10 protein-coding genes and 3 rRNA genes are annotated in these 18007 nt (G+C 66.9%); 1 reads left to right on the top strand and 12 read right to left on the bottom strand.

Going from position 1 to position 18007, the window contains the following annotated elements:
* Positions 1 to 153 precede the first annotated feature (153 nt).
* The 6 genes from KFLA_RS26890 to KFLA_RS26920 form a co-directional block, all read right to left on the bottom strand.
* Positions 154 to 1089 carry a tetratricopeptide repeat protein gene (locus KFLA_RS26890; protein WP_012922992.1) on the bottom strand — a complete coding sequence of 312 codons (936 nt, stop codon included), beginning with the start codon at positions 1087 to 1089 and terminating at the stop codon, positions 154 to 156.
* A 1273-nt stretch (positions 1090 to 2362) separates the two neighbouring features.
* Positions 2363 to 2480 (bottom strand): 5S ribosomal RNA (gene rrf / locus KFLA_RS26900).
* A gap of 141 nt (positions 2481 to 2621) precedes the next feature.
* Positions 2622 to 5745, bottom strand: a 23S ribosomal RNA gene (locus KFLA_RS26905).
* A 475-nt stretch (positions 5746 to 6220) separates the two neighbouring features.
* Positions 6221 to 7738, bottom strand: a 16S ribosomal RNA gene (locus KFLA_RS26910).
* Together the 16S, 23S and 5S rRNA genes form the textbook arrangement of a ribosomal RNA operon.
* A 565-nt stretch (positions 7739 to 8303) precedes the next feature.
* On the bottom strand, positions 8304 to 9605 hold the full coding sequence (gene tyrS, locus KFLA_RS26915; protein ID WP_012922993.1) for a tyrosine--tRNA ligase: 1302 nt from the start codon (positions 9603 to 9605) through the stop codon (positions 8304 to 8306).
* An 84-nt stretch (positions 9606 to 9689) separates the two neighbouring features.
* Positions 9690 to 10727, bottom strand: coding sequence for an App1 family protein (locus KFLA_RS26920; RefSeq protein WP_012922994.1), 1038 nt, complete (start codon positions 10725 to 10727; stop codon positions 9690 to 9692).
* Positions 10728 to 10803: 76 nt separating this feature from the next.
* On the opposite strand from KFLA_RS26920, the gene KFLA_RS26925 reads away from it, so the two are divergent.
* Positions 10804 to 11751: an LLM class flavin-dependent oxidoreductase gene (locus KFLA_RS26925; RefSeq protein ID WP_237706604.1), complete on the top strand. Its 948-nt coding sequence runs from the start codon at positions 10804 to 10806 to the stop codon at positions 11749 to 11751.
* A gap of 64 nt (positions 11752 to 11815) precedes the next feature.
* Here the strand turns inward: KFLA_RS26925 and KFLA_RS35965 are convergent, their stop codons facing one another.
* The 6 genes from KFLA_RS35965 to argB form a co-directional block, all read right to left on the bottom strand.
* On the bottom strand, positions 11816 to 12562 hold the full coding sequence (locus KFLA_RS35965; RefSeq protein ID WP_012922996.1) for a DNA-3-methyladenine glycosylase: 747 nt from the start codon (positions 12560 to 12562) through the stop codon (positions 11816 to 11818).
* 36 nt (positions 12563 to 12598) lie between these two features.
* A complete protein-coding gene (gene argH, locus KFLA_RS26935) occupies positions 12599 to 14020 on the bottom strand; it encodes an argininosuccinate lyase (RefSeq protein WP_012922997.1) in 1422 nt (473 codons plus the stop codon).
* 51 nt (positions 14021 to 14071) lie between these two features.
* Positions 14072 to 14641: an arginine repressor gene (locus tag KFLA_RS26940; RefSeq protein WP_012922998.1), complete on the bottom strand. Its 570-nt coding sequence runs from the start codon at positions 14639 to 14641 to the stop codon at positions 14072 to 14074.
* Positions 14638 to 15570, bottom strand: coding sequence for an ornithine carbamoyltransferase (gene argF / locus KFLA_RS26945; RefSeq protein ID WP_012922999.1), 933 nt, complete (start codon positions 15568 to 15570; stop codon positions 14638 to 14640). Before argF ends, KFLA_RS26940 begins: the two co-directional genes overlap by 4 nt.
* 203 nt (positions 15571 to 15773) lie before the next feature.
* Positions 15774 to 17003, bottom strand: a complete 1230-nt coding sequence (locus tag KFLA_RS26950) for an acetylornithine transaminase (RefSeq protein WP_012923000.1) — start codon at positions 17001 to 17003, stop codon at positions 15774 to 15776.
* Positions 17004 to 17118: 115 nt separating this feature from the next.
* Positions 17119 to 17997 carry an acetylglutamate kinase gene (gene argB, locus KFLA_RS26955; protein ID WP_012923001.1) on the bottom strand — a complete coding sequence of 293 codons (879 nt, stop codon included), beginning with the start codon at positions 17995 to 17997 and terminating at the stop codon, positions 17119 to 17121.
* Positions 17998 to 18007: the final 10 nt, after the last annotated feature.

Below are 18007 nucleotides of genomic sequence, written 5' to 3' on the forward strand. Positions count from 1 at the left end.
AGTGCCGTCCTCGCCGGCCTGACCGTGGTCAGCCGGCGCTACTTCACCGTCGAGCGCGTCATCGACGATCAGCTCGTCACCACCGTCCGACTCGCCCTGCTCGTCGTCGGCGGCGTTCTCGTCGGTCGACTCGTCCGTGAGCTGGTCGGCGCTCTAGGAGGTGTCGTCAGACGTGTCCTCGCCTCGATCGGCTACCGACTCGTCGTCACCCGCCGGCTCGTCGTCCTCATCGTTCTCGTCGGACGGCTCGACGTCGACGTCGGTCTCGTCCTCGTCGGTGAGGCCGAGCACGTCGTCCGGGACGATGTGCCTGTCCTGGTCGTCGTCGTCCTCGTCGTCGAGGTCGGTGAACTTGAGACCTTCCAGCTCCGCGGCACGCTCGGCGGCTCCGGTCGAGCCGTCGACATCGGCACCCGCGGCCCGGTGGAACCAGATCAGCGCGTCCTCGGTCCGGCCGGCCTCCTCGAGCGCGTCGGCGTACGCGTACCGCAGTCGCGGCAGCCACTCCGCCCGCGTCCGCTTGGTCAGCTCCGGCACCTCGAGCGTCTGGATCGCGGCCGCGGTCTGCCCCATGTCGCGCCGGGCACCGGCCGCCACGATCAGCATCTCGACCTGCGAGGCCTCCTCGAGCTTGTGCACCACGGGCTCCCGCGACAGCGCCAGCGCCTTCTCCGGCCGCCCGAGCGCACGCTCGCAGTCAGCCATCATCGGCAGCACCTCGTGGTTGCCGGTCATCCGCCGCACCGCGCGGAACTCGGTCAACGCCTCGTCGTAGTGCTCCGCCAGGTACGCCGTGATCGCGACCGCCTCACGCACTCCACCGAGCCGTGCGGCCAGTCGGCGCGCGGTCCGGGCGTGCTGGTAGGCGAGCTCGGGGTTCTCGTCCAGGAACTGCCCGGAGGCGACCAGGTGCTGCGCGACCAGATCGGCCAGCGTGCGCGGCAACGACCGCAGCTCCGCCTTGACCCCACGGTCGAGCTCGGCCCCGGTGACGCCGGCCGGGATCGGCGGATCGTCCTTGCGCGGTCCGGCCTTCTCCTCGTCCCGCCGGTCATCGCGGCCGCCCGGAGCACCTCGACGCCCAGCCACCCGCTCGTCCCGCCGGGGACCACGCCCGCGCTCGTCACGTCCACCACGCTCGTCGCGCCGGAACCCACCACCGGCCGGCCGCTCACTACGTCCACCGGCCGACCGCTCGTCCCGCCGACCCGGACCCCGCTCGTCGCGCTGGGATCCACCACGGTCGTCACGCCGGAACCCACCACCGGCAGGCCGCTCGCCACGCCCAGCAGCCGGCCGCTCGTCCCGCCGGAATCCACCCCGCTCGTCCCGCGCATCTCCCCGGTCATCCCGAGCAGGCCGAGCATCGCGGTACCCACCACGATCCTCCCGCGGCGCGCGATCGTCCCGCGCCCCGCCCCGGTAACCCCCACGGTCGTCACGCGGGGCCCGGTCGTCCCGGAAGCCCCCACGGTCATCCCGGGGTGCCCGGTCAGCGCGGTAGCCTCCACGATCGTCACGCGGAGCCCGGTCGTCGCGGTATCCCCCACGGTTGTCGCGGGGAGCGCGATCGTCACGGAAGCCGCCACGGTTGTCGCGGGGAGCGCGATCGTCACGGAAGCCGCCGCGGTCGTCGCGGGGCGCCCGGTCGCTCCGGTAACCGCCACGATCGTCGCGCGAGGCGCGGTCGTCGCGGAACCCGCCGCGGTCGTCACGCTGGTTGCCGCGCGGGCCGGCAGAGCGGTCGTCGCGGCGGAAGCCCTCCTGGTCGCGCCGGCCGGCACCGCCGCGGGCGTCACGCCCACCGCGGTCGTCACGACCGGACAGCTGTCCCTTGAACGGGTCGCGCTCGGACTTGTCGTCCCCTCGCGAGCCGGCGAACCCACGCCGGTTGTCCCCGTCCCGAGGACCCCCACTGCGCGGACCGCCAGTACGAGGTGCGTCCCCAGAACGCGGCGCGCCACCGGAGCGAGGCGCTGCCCCACCACGGGGTGCTCCACCACTCCGAGGAGCTGCACCGGACGCTCCACCACGAGCACCGCCGGAACGCGGCCCATCGCCGCGCCCGGAAGCGCCCCGGTAGCCGGAGCCACCAGAAGAGCCAGATCCGCCCGAGCTGCCGGAACCGCTGGATCGACCGCGGCCAGTGGAGTCGGAACGCCCACCGCCTGCACGGCCGGAGCCGCCGGCACCGCCGGACGACCCACGGCGGTCACCCGAGCCGGGACGGGGGTTGCGAGGTGGCGTAGCCACGGTGACTCCTAACGGTCGTACGAGGGGTGCGCTCAGACAAAAGTACAGGCAGAAGTACTGGGACAAATGTTAAGGGCCACCCGTGTGGGTGGCCCTTAACAGTGTGAATGTCCGGCGACGTCCTACTCTCCCACGATCTCCCGATCGCAGTACCATCGGCGCTGAAGGGCTTAACTTCCAGGTTCGGAATGGAGACTGGGTGTTTCCCCGACGCTATGGTCACCGTAACTCTATAGAAATATCAACCAACCACACACACAGACCACAAGAGGGCTGGGGGTTGACCGTATTCCGGGAACCGTATAGTGGACGCGAACATTGTTTCGCAGCAGTAATGGTCTCGTGCCGACCACCCCGAGGGGTGGTGTTGAGACAAGCCCTCGGCCTATTAGTACCAGTCAGCTCCACACCTTGCGGCGCTTCCACTTCTGGCCTATCAACCCAGTGGTCTACTGGGGGCCTTACCCGATTAACTCGGTGGGAGACCTCATCTTGAAGCGTGCTTCCCGCTTAGATGCTTTCAGCGGTTATCACTCCCGAACGTAGCCAACCAGCCGTGCTCCTGGCGGAACAACTGGCACACCAGAGGTTCGTCCACCCCGGTCCTCTCGTACTAGGGGCAGCCCTTCTCAAGTCTCCTGCGCGCGCAGCGGATAGGGACCGAACTGTCTCACGACGTTCTAAACCCAGCTCGCGTGCCGCTTTAATGGGCGAACAGCCCAACCCTTGGGACCTACTCCAGCCCCAGGATGCGACGAGCCGACATCGAGGTGCCAAACCATCCCGTCGATATGGACTCTTGGGGAAGATCAGCCTGTTATCCCCGGGGTACCTTTTATCCGTTGAGCGACGGTGCTCCCACATGCCACCGCCGGATCACTAGTTCCGACTTTCGTCCCTGCTCGACATGTCTGTCTCACAGTCAAGCTCCCTTGTGCACTTACACTCGACACCTGATTGCCAACCAGGCTGAGGGAACCTTTGAGCGCCTCCGTTACCTTTTAGGAGGCGACCGCCCCAGTCAAACTACCCACCAGGCACTGTCCCTGATCCAGATAATGGACCGAAGTTAGACAGCCAGAACAACCAGAGTGGTATTTCAACGATGACTCCACCCGAACTGGCGTCCGAGTTTCACAGTCTCCCACCTATCCTACACAAGTTGTACCGACCACCAATACCAAGTTGTAGTAAAGGTCCCGGGGTCTTTCCGTCCTGCTGCGCGTAACGAGCATCTTTACTCGTAATGCAATTTCGCCGAGTCCATGGTTGAGACAGCGCCCAAGTCGTTACGCCATTCGTGCAGGTCGGAACTTACCCGACAAGGAATTTCGCTACCTTAGGATGGTTATAGTTACCACCGCCGTTTACTGGCGCTTAAGTTCAAAGCTTCGCCGGCCTAAACCAGCTAACCTGTCCCCTTAACGTTCCAGCACCGGGCAGGCGTCAGTCCGTATACATCGAATTACTTCTTCGCACGGACCTGTGTTTTTAGTAAACAGTCGCTTGGGCCTGGTCTCTGCGGCCATCAACGCTTCCTCCAGCAAGTGGAGTAACGCATCCGGCCCCCCTTCTCCCGAAGTTACGGGGGCATTTTGCCGAGTTCCTTAACCATGGTTCACTCGATCGCCTTGGTATTCTCTACCTGATCACCTGTGTCGGTTTGGGGTACGGGCGGCTCTAACACTCACTACGAAGTTTTTCTTGGCAGCATGGGATCATCCACTTCCCCTAAACGGGTCCGCCTCGGCTCTCAGGCTTCATGAGACACGGATTTGCCTATGCCTCGCCCTACCACCTTGCCCGCGGATCAGCTTGCGCCTACCATCGCCGCGGTTGGACTGCCCTCCTGCGTCACTCCTTAGTGCACCTAATACCAGTTAGGGTCAACAGCTCCACCAATCCGTCCGAAGACATCATGGCTTCACGGTCTTAGCATCACCAGGTTCGGTCGGGTCGTGTTAATGCCGGTACGGGAATATCAACCCGTTGTCCATCGACTACGCCTGTCGGCCTCGCCTTAGGTCCCGACTTACCCAGGGCAGATTAGCTTGACCCTGGAACCCTTGATCATCCGGCGGACGGGTTTCTCACCCGTCATTCGCTACTCATGCCTGCATTCTCACTCGTGCAGCATCCACAACTAGATCACTCTGCTGCTTCACACGCTGCACGACGCTCCCCTACCCATCCACACACCTGGACACCGATCAAGTCGGTGCCGAGTACAAATATGAATGCCACAGCTTCGGCGGATTGCTTGAGCCCCGCTACATTGTCGGCGCGGAATCACTTGACCAGTGAGCTATTACGCACTCTTTCAAGGGTGGCTGCTTCTAAGCCAACCTCCTGGTTGTCTGGGCAACTCCACATCCTTTTCCACTTAGCAATCGCTTAGGGGCCTTAGCTGGTGATCTGGGCTGTTTCCCTCTCGACTACGGAGCTTATCCCCCGCAGTCTCACTGCCGCGCTCTCACTTACCGGCATTCGGAGTTTGGCTGATTTCGGTAAGCCGGTAAGCCCCCTAGACCATCCAGTGCTCTACCTCCGGTAAGAAACACGCGACGCTGCACCTATATGCATTTCGGGGAGAACCAGCTATCACGGAGTTTGATTGGCCTTTCACCCCTATCCACAGGTCATCCCCCAGGTTTTCAACCCTGGTGGGTTCGGTCCTCCACGCGGTCTTACCCGCGCTTCAACCTGCCCATGGATAGATCACTCCGCTTCGGGTCTAGAGCATGCGACTCAAACGCCCTATTCAGACTCGCTTTCGCTACGGCTACCCCACACGGGTTAACCTCGCCACATACCACTAACTCGCAGGCTCATTCTTCAAAAGGCACGCCGTCACACCCACAAGTGAGCGCTCCGACGGATTGTAGGCAATCGGTTTCAGGTACTATTTCACTCCCCTCCCGGGGTACTTTTCATCTTTCCCTCACGGTACTAGTCCGCTATCGGTCACCAAGAAGTATTTAGGCTTAGCGGGTGGTCCCGCCAGATTCACACGGGATTTCAAGAGTCCCGTGCTACTCGGGAAAACACTCGGAAGTCACTGTCTTACGCCTACGGGGCCATTACCCACTACGGCTCAACATTCCAGAAGATTCGACTTCAACAGTGATTTATAACTCCCTGACTCCACGGCATTAGAGTCTGAATGCTCCCACAACCCCACATACGCAACGCACGCCGGCTATCACACGCACATGGTTTAGCCTCATCCGCTTTCGCTCGCCACTACTCACGGAATCACTTTTGTTTTCTCTTCCTGCGGGTACTGAGATGTTTCACTTCCCCGCGTTCCCTCCAGAACCCTATGTGTTCAGGAACTGGTAACTGGCTTTAGAGTGCCAGCTGGGTTTCCCCATTCGGACACCCCCGGATCACAGCTTGGTTGCCAACTCCCCGGGGCTTATCGCAGGCTCCTACGTCCTTCATCGGCTCTTGGTGCCTAGACATCCACCGATTGCCCTTAGTAGCTTGTCACACAACATAAGAACAATACATTTGCTACAAAGATGCTCGCGTCCACTATACAGTTCTCAAAATACGGGCAGGAACACCAGCCACAACCACCACCTACCTCGGACACCATCCCCACCAGGGCAACAACACCCAGCAGAAACACCATCACCAGCGGTTTGATGAAGACCGGCCCCAGCCACACCCCCACCCACAACACATCCCGGGTGGGACAGTGACCCAAAGAAACCAAACCAACCTGTCACCAGGACGGCCCGATTCCTCAGGACCCAACAGCGCGCCTCGACGATTCACTCCGACCAACCAGCGTTCCACACCCCATCACAAAGAAGAGGTAGTACTAACCAGCCGGCCATCGCTGCACATCTAATGGTCAATGTTCCACAGTCCGAAGCACCATCGCCCCAGGACAGACGCCTGAGAAACGATGAGTAGACAACCACACCCTCGCGGGCCATGGCTGCCAAGTGCTCCTTAGAAAGGAGGTGATCCAGCCGCACCTTCCGGTACGGCTACCTTGTTACGACTTCGTCCTAATCGCCAGCCCCACCTTCGACGGCTCCCTCCACAAGGGTTAGGCCACCGGCTTCGGGTGTTGCCGACTTTCATGACGTGACGGGCGGTGTGTACAAGGCCCGGGAACGTATTCACCGCAGCGTTGCTGATCTGCGATTACTAGCGACTCCGACTTCATGGGGTCGAGTTGCAGACCCCAATCCGAACTGAGACCGGCTTTTTGGGATTCGCTCCACTTTGCAGTTTCGCAGCCCTTTGTACCGGCCATTGTAGCATGCGTGAAGCCCTGGACATAAGGGGCATGATGACTTGACGTCATCCCCACCTTCCTCCGAGTTGACCCCGGCAGTCTCCTATGAGTCCCCACCATAACGTGCTGGCAACATAGGACGAGGGTTGCGCTCGTTGCGGGACTTAACCCAACATCTCACGACACGAGCTGACGACAGCCATGCACCACCTGTATAGGACCCTTACGGACCCCCCATCTCTGGAGGATTTCCCTATATGTCAAACCCAGGTAAGGTTCTTCGCGTTGCATCGAATTAATCCGCATGCTCCGCCGCTTGTGCGGGCCCCCGTCAATTCCTTTGAGTTTTAGCCTTGCGGCCGTACTCCCCAGGCGGGGCGCTTAATGCGTTAGCTGCGGCACGGAGGACGTGGAATGTCCCCCACACCTAGCGCCCAACGTTTACGGCGTGGACTACCAGGGTATCTAATCCTGTTCGCTACCCACGCTTTCGCTCCTCAGCGTCAGGTAAGGCCCAGAGAGCCGCCTTCGCCACCGGTGTTCTTCCTGATATCTGCGCATTCCACCGCTACACCAGGAGTTCCGCTCTCCCCTGCCTACCTCTAGTCTGCCCGTATCGGAAGCAGGCTCGGAGTTAAGCTCCGAGTTTTCACTCCCGACGTGACGAACCGCCTACGAGCCCTTTACGCCCAATAATTCCGGACAACGCTCGGACCCTACGTATTACCGCGGCTGCTGGCACGTAGTTGGCCGGTCCTTCTTCTGCAGGTACCGTCACTCTCGCTTCGTCCCTGCTGAAAGAGGTTTACAACCCGAAGGCCGTCATCCCTCACGCGGCGTTGCTGCGTCAGGCTTTCGCCCATTGCGCAATATTCCCCACTGCTGCCTCCCGTAGGAGTCTGGGCCGTGTCTCAGTCCCAGTGTGGCCGGTCGCCCTCTCAGGCCGGCTACCCGTCGACGCCTTGGTAGGCCATTACCCCACCAACAAGCTGATAGGCCGCGAGCCCATCCCCAACCGCCAGAACTTTCAACCCCAAACCATGAAGTAAGAGGTGATATCCGGTATTAGACCCCGTTTCCGAGGCTTATCCCAGAGTTGAGGGTAGGTTGCTCACGTGTTACTCACCCGTTCGCCGCTCGTGTACCCCCGAAGGGGCCTTACCGCTCGACTTGCATGTGTTAAGCACGCCGCCAGCGTTCGTCCTGAGCCAGGATCAAACTCTCCGTTGAAATCTATATGTCAACCACAACAAAAGCCATGGAAAACAGACTAACGAAAAACGATCCAATGCAATCAGAAACAAATCAAACTGACTTGAATCCAGAAAAATTACAAAGGAATCCAACACGAATCAAGGATCGAACCAGGACCACCAACCTCGAAGAGGCCGACAGACCCGCTTACCACCGAGACCCGTGAAGGGGGTTAATGCTAAATTTCGGCATTGACTTTCGGCACGCTGTTGAGTTCTCAAGAATCGGGCGCACACCGCGTCCGTGACCTCTCGGCCAGGACTCCGGGGCAACCTGCGTTACTCTACCGGATCCGATCTACCGAGTCAAGCCCGGTTTTTCTGACCCTCCGCCCCGCGCCTGAGCTGCCGACCCGGGTCCTAAGACACGTTCCGGCTGCGTTAGCCTTGGGGGGTTCGGAGCGACCGGCCGCTTTCGCGTCCCGCGCCTCGCTCCAACAAGAAGAACATTACGTGGCTTCGAGGTAGCCGGTCAAATCGGCGTCCGGTGGGCAGCATCACACGGTTGTAATTTGCTCCCGGCATCGACTCTGTGGGATAGATCAGCCGGCCGCCGGCGCGACCAGAACCCCTGCGAACGAACGCTTCCCGCGCCGCAGCACCAGCGCCCCACCGGGCAGCAGGTCCTCGCTCGTCGGCACGTACTCCGCGTCGCTCACCTTCTCGTTGTTCAAGTACGCCCCGCCCTCGGCGACGGTCCGGCGCGCGGCCGACTTGCTCGCCACCAATCCGCTCTGCACCAGCAAGTCCGCCACCGGCGGCAGTTGGCCGCCCGGCACCTCTGTGTGCGGCGCCTCCCTGAGCGCTGCGACCAACGTGTCCCCGTCGAGCTCCCGCAGATCCGACTGACCGAACAACGCCTTCGCCGCCAGTTGCACCTGCTCCGTCTCCTGGCGCCCGTGGACCAGCGTGGTGACGTCCTCGGCCAGCACCCGCTGCGCTTCCCGCGCGTGCGGGCGGTCGGCCGTCGCCTTCTCCAGCTCCGCGATCTCCTCCGCGGTCCGGAACGTGTAGTACCGGACCAGCTGCATCACGTCACGGTCGTCGGTGTTGAACCAGAACTGGTAGAAGGCGTACGGCGACGTCAGCTCCCGGTCCAGCCACACGGTGCCCGACTCGGTCTTGCCGAACTTCGTACCGTCGGCCTTCGTCACCAGCGGCGTCGCCAGCGCGTGCGCCTTGCCCGACTCCGTCCGGCGGATCAGCTCCACGCCGGCGGTCAGGTTGCCCCACTGGTCGCTGCCACCGGTCTGCAACGTGCACCCGTAGCGGCGGTAGAGCTCCAGGTAGTCCAGCGACTGCAGCAGCACGTAGCTGAACTCCGTGTAGCTGATGCCCTGCTCGAGCCGGGCCTTCACCACCTCGCGGCCGAGCATCCGGTTCACCGGGAAGTGCTTGCCGATGTCCCGGAGGAAGTCGAGCGTGTTGAGGTCCTTGGTCCAGTCGTAGTTGTTCACCATTCGCGCCGGGTTCGGCAGCGCCTCGTCGAAGTCGAGGAAACGCTCCACCTGGCCGCGGACCCGCTCGACCCACTGCTGAACGACGTCCTTGGGGTTGAGCACCCGCTCCGAGCTCTCCTTGGGGTCGCCGATCAGGCCGGTCGCTCCCCCGACGAGTCCGATCGGGTTGTGCCCGGCGAGCTGCAGCCGGCGGAGCGTGAGCAGTTGCAGCAGGTTGCCCATGTGCAGGCTCGGCGCGGTCGGGTCGAAACCGACGTACGAGGTGATCGGTCCTTCGGCCATCGCGGCCCGGAGGGCGTCGGGATCGGTCGAGTGCGCGATCAAGCCACGGCTGGCCAGGTCGTCGAGCACCTGGGTGCGGCTAGCGGTCCCGCTGTCGGTCACTGTTGGTCTCTCCTCGGGTACGTCGGAACACCCCAAGACTGCCAGGTCCGGGCCGCCGGGAGCCCGGAGCACCCCCTGCCGCGGCTACATCGCCTCCGGCCGGGACAGGACCGCGCGCAGCTGGGCGACCAGGGCGTGACCGTCGGGACCGTGCACGGTGGCCGCCGTCGGACGCTGCGGATCGTGCGCGCCGGGGTCCGGGTTCGGCACCGGCAGACCGTGGGACAGCACCTGCTCCGCCGGGGTCAGCTGGCGGATACCGATGGCGCGGACGTGGTCCGGATGCGTCTGGGCGAAGTCGCCGTAGATCTGCGGGTCGTGCTGCCCGTCGTCGCCGACCAGCACCCAGCGGACCGCCGGGAACTCCTTGGCCAGCCGGGACAACGCCGCCCGCTTGTGCTCCCGGCCGCTACGGAACCAGCCGGTGTTGGTCGGGCCCCAGTCGGTCAGCAGCAACGGACCCGCCGGGTACCCGTGCCGGGCCAGGAAGCGGGTCAGTGTGGGCGCGGTGTTCCAGGCGCCGGTGGACAGGTAGAAGATCGGCGCTCCCGGGTGGTCCGCGAGCAGTTCGGCGTACATCTCGGCCATGCCCGGTACGACGCGGCGCGCCTGCTCGTCGCGGAGGAACGTGTTCCAGGCGGCGATCAGCGGCCGCGGCAGCATCGTCAGCATCACCGTGTCGTCGATGTCGCTGACCAGACCGAAGTCGGCGTCCGGGTCGGGCACGAACACCCGGCCGCGGGCCTGCCGCTCGCCGTGCACGCCGAGGCTGATCTCGTGCCAGCCCGGCGGCAGCACCACCGGCACCGCCAGGTCGACGAATCCACCGCGGTCGGTGCAGGCGTCGAAGCTCTGCCCGGCCACCGTGACGGAGACCTGCACCTTGGTGGCCGGCGCGGTGACGAAGACCTTCCAGCCGCGCACGACCTGGTCCTCGTCGTAGCGGGGCTGGTTGCGGGGGTCACGGCTGAGCACGACGCGGGCGAGCACGCGGACGTACTCGCCGTTGCCGTAGCCGACGTGCGGGATGATCCGCTCGCGCCAGCCGCGACGGCGCAGGAGCGAACCGATTCCGAGGTTGAACCAGTCCTCGAGCCGGGAGGAGTAGTGCGGACGGGCCATGCCCCCGAACCTACCCGCCGGAGGGGCTCGTACGCCTGCCGGCCGGACTGTCGGCGCCCACCTTTACGTTCTCAACATGACATCTGTCGGTATGTGCTTCCCCAGGACCTTCCCCGCTGCTCTGGTGACCGACGTCGCCCGGCGGCTCGAGACTGGTGGGGCGGACGAGCTCTGGATCATCGAGGACTGCTTCTACACCGCCGGTCCGTCGCTGTCGGCGGCGGCGCTGAGCGTGTCCGAGCGGCTGACGGTCGGGCTGGGCATCCTGCCCGCGGTGGCGCGCACCGCCGCTGTCACCGCGATGGAGATCGCCACGCTGTGCGCGCTCGGGCCAGGCCGGTTCCTGCCGGGCATCGGGCACGGCGTGCAGGCGTGGATGGGCCAGATGGGCGTCCGGCCGAAGTCGCCGCTGACCGCGCTGGAGGAGGTGACCGTCGCGGTCGGCCGGCTGCTGGCCGGCGAGGCCGTGACGATGGACGGCAGGACCGTGCACCTCGACGACGTGAAGCTGGACGCGCCGCCGGCCGACGTGCCGCCGATCCTGCTCGGGGTGCAGGGGCCGAAGTCGCTGGCGCTGGCCGGCCGCGTTGCCGGTGGCGTCGTGCTGGCCGAGCCGGCGTCGCCGTCGTACGTGCGGGCGGCGGTGCAGCACGCCGGGGCGCCGGAGGGGTTCGTGGTGGCGGCGTTCAGCGCGATCTGCGTACGTGGCGACCGCAAGGCGGCGTACGAGTGGAGTGCGCCGTGGCTGGCCGGGCTGATCGAGCAGAAGAACCCGGCGCTGCCTGCCCTGCCCTTCTACGACGACCTGCTGCGGCGGTACGCCGAGTCAGGCGTCCCGGGGCTGGTCAGCATGCCGACGGACTGGTGGCAGGAGCTGGGCCCGATCGGCACGCTCGACGACGCCGCCACGCACCTCGACGCGTTGGAGGCCGCGGGGGTGCACCACGTCGGCCTGTTCCCGGACCCGGAGGTCGAGCACGGTCTCCCCCAGCTCGAGCACGTCCTGGCGCTCGCCAACCGCTAGCAGGACGCGCCGACCTTTGCACCCCACCGACCAGCCTGCCCGGCGGGAACCAGAAACTCCGCCGCTAGGCGCGTTTCTTGGGCACGTGCGGCCGGTACGCCGACACGGTCGGATCGCCGGGAATCCAGAAGCGCCAAGGACGGTCGGCGGCCTCGCGGAGACCGACGCGCGGACCCGTCGACGGCTCGCCCTCGAAGCCAGGCCCCGGCACCAGCTGGACCTCGGCGTCGCGGGCGAGCAGGTCGACGCCGTTCGCCTCCCGGTCGATGCCGAGCGCAACGCACATCCGCGCCGGACCCCGGGCGAGCTCCCAGTCAGGGTTCCTCCGCGCTGCCGCTTTGCCCCCGGCAGGCCCCGGTTGCACTCCCGCCCCGGACGAGCCTGCCGCGCGTACTCCCGCCCCGGACAAACCGGCCGAGCGCACGCCCGCGGTCTGGTTGAACTTCGTCTCGGCCGACGCCGGCGCGCCGCGGCGGCGTCGGGCCAGCTCGACGCCCTCGACCACCTCGCCGGCTCGCAGCAGCACCGCGGACGGTTGCCCGTCGGGCCCGGCGCTGACGTTCATGCAGAAGTGCATGCCGTAGGTGAAGTACACGTACAGGAACCCGGGCGGGCCGAACATGACCGCGTTGCGCGCCGTCTGGCCCCGGTACGCGTGCGAGCCGGGGTCGTTCGGGCCGTCGTACGCCTCGACCTCGGTGAGCCGGACCGCGACGGTGCCTTCGTCGGTGGTCCGGCGCAGCACCATGCCGAGCAGTTTCGGCGCGACCTCGAGCACGGGAGCGGCCAGGAGCGAACGTCGAACGGGCATGCCCAGGACCCTACTGGCCGCCCCGGAGCGGCCTGGTCAGTAGCTGGCCAGCCGGGTCGCGTGAGCGGCGGCCCGGGCCCGGAGCTCGGCCAGCTGCTCGGCGACGCGCTCACCGGCGGTGCCGCCCCGGCCGTCGCGGGAGGAGACCGAGCCCTCGACGCTGAGCACCGACCGCACGTCCGGGGTCAGGTGCGGCGAGATGGCGGCCAGGTCCTCGTCGGTCAGGTCCCACAGCTCGATGCCCCGCTTCTCGCAGGCCCGCACGCACGCACCGGCCAGCTCGTGCGCGACCCGGAACGGCACCTTCTGCCGGACCAACCACTCCGCGATGTCGGTCGCCAGCGAGAACCCCTGCGGCGCCAGCTCCTCCAGCCGGGCGGTGTCGAACCGCAGCGTCCGGATCATCCCGGTGAACGCCGGCAGCAGCACCTCGAGGGTGTCGACCGAGTCGAAGACCGGCTCCTTGTCCTCCTGCAGGTCCCGGTTGTACGCCAGCGGCTGCGCCTTGAGCGTCGCCAGCAGGCCGGCCAGGTTGCCGATCAGCCGGCCGGACTTGCCCCGGGCCAGCTCGGCGATGTCCGGGTTCTTCTTCTGCGGCATGATGCTCGACCCGGTCGAGAACGCGTCGTCCAGCTGCACGAACCCGAACTCCTTGGTCGCCCAGACGATCACCTCCTCGGCCTGCCGGGACAGGTCGATGCCGATCTGCGCGGCGACGAACGCGAACTCGGCGACGAAGTCCCGCGCCGCCGTACCGTCGATCGAGTTCGGCGAGGAGTCGGTGAAGCCGAGCTCCTTCGCCACGAACTGCGGGTCCAGCCCGAGCGAGGAACCAGCCAGTGCACCCGATCCGTACGGCGAGTCGGCGGCGACGCGCGCGTCCCACTCGGCCAGCCGGTCCAGGTCGCGGATCAGCGGCCAGGCGTGGGCCATCAGGTGGTGCGACAGCAGCACCGGCTGGGCGTGCTGGAGGTGGGTCCGGCCGGGCATGGTGACGCCGAGGTGCTTCTCGGCCTGCTCGGCGAGCGTGTTCACCTGGTCGAGCACCAGGCGGGCGATGATCCGTCCGTGGTCCCGCAGGTAGCTGCGGAACAGCGTGGCGACCTGGTCGTTGCGGGACCGGCCGGCCCGCAGCCGTCCGCCCAGCTCGGCGCCGAGCCGCTCCAGCAGGCCACGCTCCAGCGCGGTGTGCACGTCCTCGTCGTCCTCGGCCGGCAGGAACGCCCCGGAGAGCACGTCGGCCAGCAGCTCGTCCAGCCCGCGCAGCATGGCGGTCAAGTCGTCGTCGGTGAGCAGGCCGGCGCGGTGCAGCACCTTGGCGTGCGCCTTCGACCCGGCGATGTCGTAGGGCGCCAGCCGCCAGTCGAACTGGGTCGACTTGCTCAGCGCCGCCAGCGCGTCCGCGGGTCCGCCGGCGAACCGGCCGCCCCACAGGGCCGCACTCTCTCCCGTACTCATCTGACGATCCTCTCAGCAACACGAATTCGGCCGGGCCGGGCCCGGCGGGGGTCAGGCAGGGTCGGTGGACGTGTCCTTGTCGGTGCGGGCCGCCAGGTTGAGGAACCGGGCCGCCAGCGCCTCGCCGCCGGTCGGGTTGCGGGACACGACCATGACCGTGTCGTCGCCGGCGATGGTGCCGAGCACGTCGTCCAGGCCGACGTGGTCGATCGCGGACGCGAAGTACTGGGCGGCGCCCGGCGGGGTTCGCAGGATGACCAGGTTGGCGCTGCCCTCGGCGGAGACCAGCAGTTCCGAGGCGACCCGGGCGAGCCGTGCCTCGAAGGCGGCCGCCTCACCGGCCCGCGGGCTGCGGTCGCCGCCCTCCCCCGGTACGGCGTACACCAGCTGGCCGATCGCGTCCCGGACCTTGACCGCGCCGATCTCCACCAGGTCGCGCGACAGCGTCGCCTGGCCGACGCCCAGACCGGCGCCGGCCAGGAGTTCGGCCAGCTCGGTCTGGGACCGCACCGGCTGCCGTCCGAGCAGCTCCACGATCCGCTGCTGCCGCGCGGTCTTCGTGGTCGGGGCGATCAGCGTCTTGGCCCGGGTGTCCGGCCGGTCGCTCGTGCTGTCGGTCATGAACCGAAGTTTCGCGCGAGCAGCCAGGACAGCAGGGCCTTCTGGGCGTGCAGGCGGTTCTCGGCCTCGTCCCAGACCACCGACTGCGGTCCGTCGATCACCGCGGCGTCGATCTCCTTGCCCCGGTACGCCGGCAGGCAGTGCAGCACGATCGCGTCCGGCTTGGCCTTCGTCATCAGCTGCTCGGTCACCGCGTACGGCACGAACGGTGCCTCGCGCAAGGACGCCTCCGCTTCCTGCCCCATCGACACCCAAGTGTCGGTGGCGATCACGTCGGCGCCGGCGACGGCCGCCGCGGCGTCGTCGGTCCAGGCCACCGAACCACCCGTGGCACCGGCGATCTCGACCGCCTTCGCCAGGACCGCGGGGTCCGGCTGGTACTCCGCGGGGGACGCGACGACCACCTGCATCCCGGCCGTCGCACCGCCGAGCAGGTACGAGTGGGACATGTTGTTCGCGCCGTCGCCGAGGTAGGCCAGCTTGAGCCCGGCGGTGCTGCCCTTGTGCTGCCGGACGGTGAGCAGGTCGGCGAGGATCTGGCACGGGTGGAACTCGTCGGTCAGCGCGTTGATCACCGGCACCCGGGAGGCGCCGGCCATCTGCTCGATCCGGGTCTGCCCGGACGTCCGCCAGACGATCGCGCCGACCTGCCGGTCCAGCACCCGGGCGGTGTCGGCGATCGGCTCGCCCCGGCCCAGCTGCGAAGTCTGCGCGTCGATGATCAGCGGCACCCCGCCGAGCTCGGCGATACCGACCGCGAAGGAGATCCTGGTCCGGGTCGAGGTCTTGTCGAAGATCACCGCGACGGTCTGCGGCCCGGTCAGCGGCCGGTGCCCGAACCGGTCGGCCACCATCTGCTCCGCCAGCGTCAGCACCTCGTCCTGCTCGACCGGGCTGAGGTCGTCGTCCCGGAGAAAGTGTCTGGTCATGGGGCCTCCCGGCCTGGACTGAGGAGCGGAGGGAGCCCGGTCATGGGGCCTCCCGGCCTGGACTGAGGAGCGGAGGGAGCCCGGTCATGGGGCCTCCCGGCCTGGACTGAGGAGTGGAGGGAGCGAAGCGACCGGAGTGACGAGGGAAGGGCGGGAGTTCCAGCCCCATGACCCGCCGCGCCGGAGGCGTGGCATCAGTACCGTCATGGGGCCTCCACCTGGTTGAGCAGGGCGGGTAGGGCCGCGACGAAGGTGTCGGCGTCGGCCTTGCTGAGAATGTACGGCGGTGCGAGGCGCAGCGCGTCCGGCACCGGGTTGTTGATCACGAACCCGGCCTCCAGCGCGAGCGCGGTCACCTGGTCGGACACCGGCGCGGTCAGCTCGATCGCGAGCAGCAGCCCCCGGCCGCGGACCCCGGCGATCAGCGGGTGGTCGAGCGCCTCCACCGCGGCGGCCAGGTGGTTGCCGACGGCCTTGACTCGTGCGAGCAGGCCGTCGCGCTCGATCACGGTCAGCACGGCCAGGCCGGCGATCGTGGCGACCGGGTTGCCGCCGAAGGTGGTCCCGTGGTTGCCGGGCTGCAGCAGCTCCGCGGCCGGCCCGAACGCGAGACAGGCGCCGATCGGGATCCCGGCCCCCAGCCCTTTCGCGACCGTCACCAGGTCCGGGCTGATGCCCTCGGCCTGGAACGCGAACCAGTCGCCGGTCCGGCCGATGCCGGTCTGGATCTCGTCGATCCACAGCAGCGTGCCGTGCGCGGCGGTGATCCGCCGGGCCGCCTGCAGGTAGCCGGCCGGCGGGACGATGACGCCGTTCTCGCCCTGGATCGGCTCCAGCACGACCGCGGCCGTCTCGTCGTCGACCGCGGCCTCGAGCGCGGCGGCGTCGCCGTACGGGACGAAGGTGACGTCGCCGGGCAGCGGCGCGAACTGCTCGCGGTAGGCCGGTTTCCAGGTGATCGCGAGCGCGCCCATCGAGCGGCCGTGGAAGCCGCCGACGGCCGCGACGATCCTGGTCCGGCCGGTCCGCCGGGTGATCTTGAAGGCGGCCTCGTTCGCCTCGGTGCCGGAGTTGGTGAAGAACACCTTGCCGCCGGGGGCGTCCACCAGCGACAGCAGCTTCTCGGCCAGCGCGATCTGCGGCGCGGAGGCGAAGAAGTTCGACACGTGGCCGAGGGTGGCGAGCTGGCTGGTCACCGCGGACACCACGAACGGGTGCGCGTGGCCGAGCGAGTTCACCGCGAGGCCGCCGAGCAGGTCGAGGTACTTGCGCCCGTCGGCATCCCACAGGTAGGCGCCCTCCCCTCGGACCAGCACCCGCTTGGGTGGACCGAAGGTGTTCATCAAGACGTTCGTGTACCGCTCGGTGAGAGCGGCCCCGGTACTGCCGGTGGCGGACATCTCGTTCAGTTCGGGCGGCATCAGGTCGGTCATGGGGCCTCCCGGCCTGGACTGAGGAGCGATGGAGCGAAGCGACTGAGCGACGAGGGAAGGCCGGGAGTCGAGCCCCGTGACCACGCCGGCGCCGAAGGCCCGGCCAGAAGCAGAGTCATGACGGGATTACCTGGGTTCCGTTTCCGGCGTCGGTGAAGATTTCCAGCAGCAGCGAGTGGGGGACGCGGCCGTCGATCACGGTGGCGCGGGAGACGCCGGACTGGACGGCGCGCAGGCACGCCTCCATCTTCGGCACCATGCCGGAGGCCAGCGACGGCAGCAGCTCGGCGAGCTCGGCGGCGTCGATCTGGGTGATGATCTCCTCGCTGTCCGGCCAGTTCCGGTACAGCCCGGCCACGTCGGTCAGCACGACCAGCTTCTCCGCACCGAGCGCGACCGCCAGCGCGGACGCCGCGGTGTCGGCATTCACGTTGTGCGCCTGGCCGTCCTCGTCGGGGGCGATCGTCGACACGACCGGGATCCGGCCGGCGTCGATCAGGTCGATCACCGCCTCCGGCCGGACGTCGACCACGTCGCCGACCAGGCCGATGTCGACCGACTCGCCGTCGACCATCGCGCCGCGCCGTTCGGCGGTGAACAGGCCCGCGTCCTCGCCGGACATGCCGACCGCGAACGGGCCGTGCGCGTTCAGCAGGCCGACCAGCTCGCGGCCGACCTTGCCGACCAGGACCATACCGACGACGTCCATCGCCTCGGGCGTGGTGACCCGCAGCCCGCCGCGGAACTCGCTGTCGATGCCGAGCCGGCTGAGCATGTCGCTGATCTGCGGGCCGCCGCCGTGCACGACGACCACCCGGACACCGCAGTGCCGCAGGAACACGATGTCGGAGGCGAAGGCCTGCTTCAGCTTGTCGTCCACCATCGCGTTGCCGCCGTACTTCACCACGATCGTCTTGCCGTGGAACTCCTTCAGCCACGGCAACGCCTCGGTCAGGACGGCCGCCTTCTCCACCGCGTCCGCAGGGATGGTCATGAAGCCTCCC

It is taken from the genome of Kribbella flavida DSM 17836 (genome assembly GCF_000024345.1).
Classification (GTDB): Bacteria; Actinomycetota; Actinomycetes; order Propionibacteriales; family Kribbellaceae; genus Kribbella; species Kribbella flavida.

Coding starts and splice junctions, on each gene's coding strand:
- KFLA_RS26920 (WP_012922994.1), bottom strand. CDS start 10,727: ATGGCCCGTCCGCACTACTCCTCCCGGCTCGAGGACTGGTTCAACCTC.
- KFLA_RS26925 (WP_237706604.1), top strand. CDS start 10,804: ATGACATCTGTCGGTATGTGCTTCCCCAGGACCTTCCCCGCTGCTCTG.
- KFLA_RS35965 (WP_012922996.1), bottom strand. CDS start 12,562: ATGCCCGTTCGACGTTCGCTCCTGGCCGCTCCCGTGCTCGAGGTCGCG.
- argH (WP_012922997.1), bottom strand. CDS start 14,020: ATGAGTACGGGAGAGAGTGCGGCCCTGTGGGGCGGCCGGTTCGCCGGC.
- KFLA_RS26940 (WP_012922998.1), bottom strand. CDS start 14,641: ATGACCGACAGCACGAGCGACCGGCCGGACACCCGGGCCAAGACGCTG.
- argF (WP_012922999.1), bottom strand. CDS start 15,570: ATGACCAGACACTTTCTCCGGGACGACGACCTCAGCCCGGTCGAGCAG.
- KFLA_RS26950 (WP_012923000.1), bottom strand. CDS start 17,003: ATGACCGACCTGATGCCGCCCGAACTGAACGAGATGTCCGCCACCGGC.
- argB (WP_012923001.1), bottom strand. CDS start 17,997: ATGACCATCCCTGCGGACGCGGTGGAGAAGGCGGCCGTCCTGACCGAG.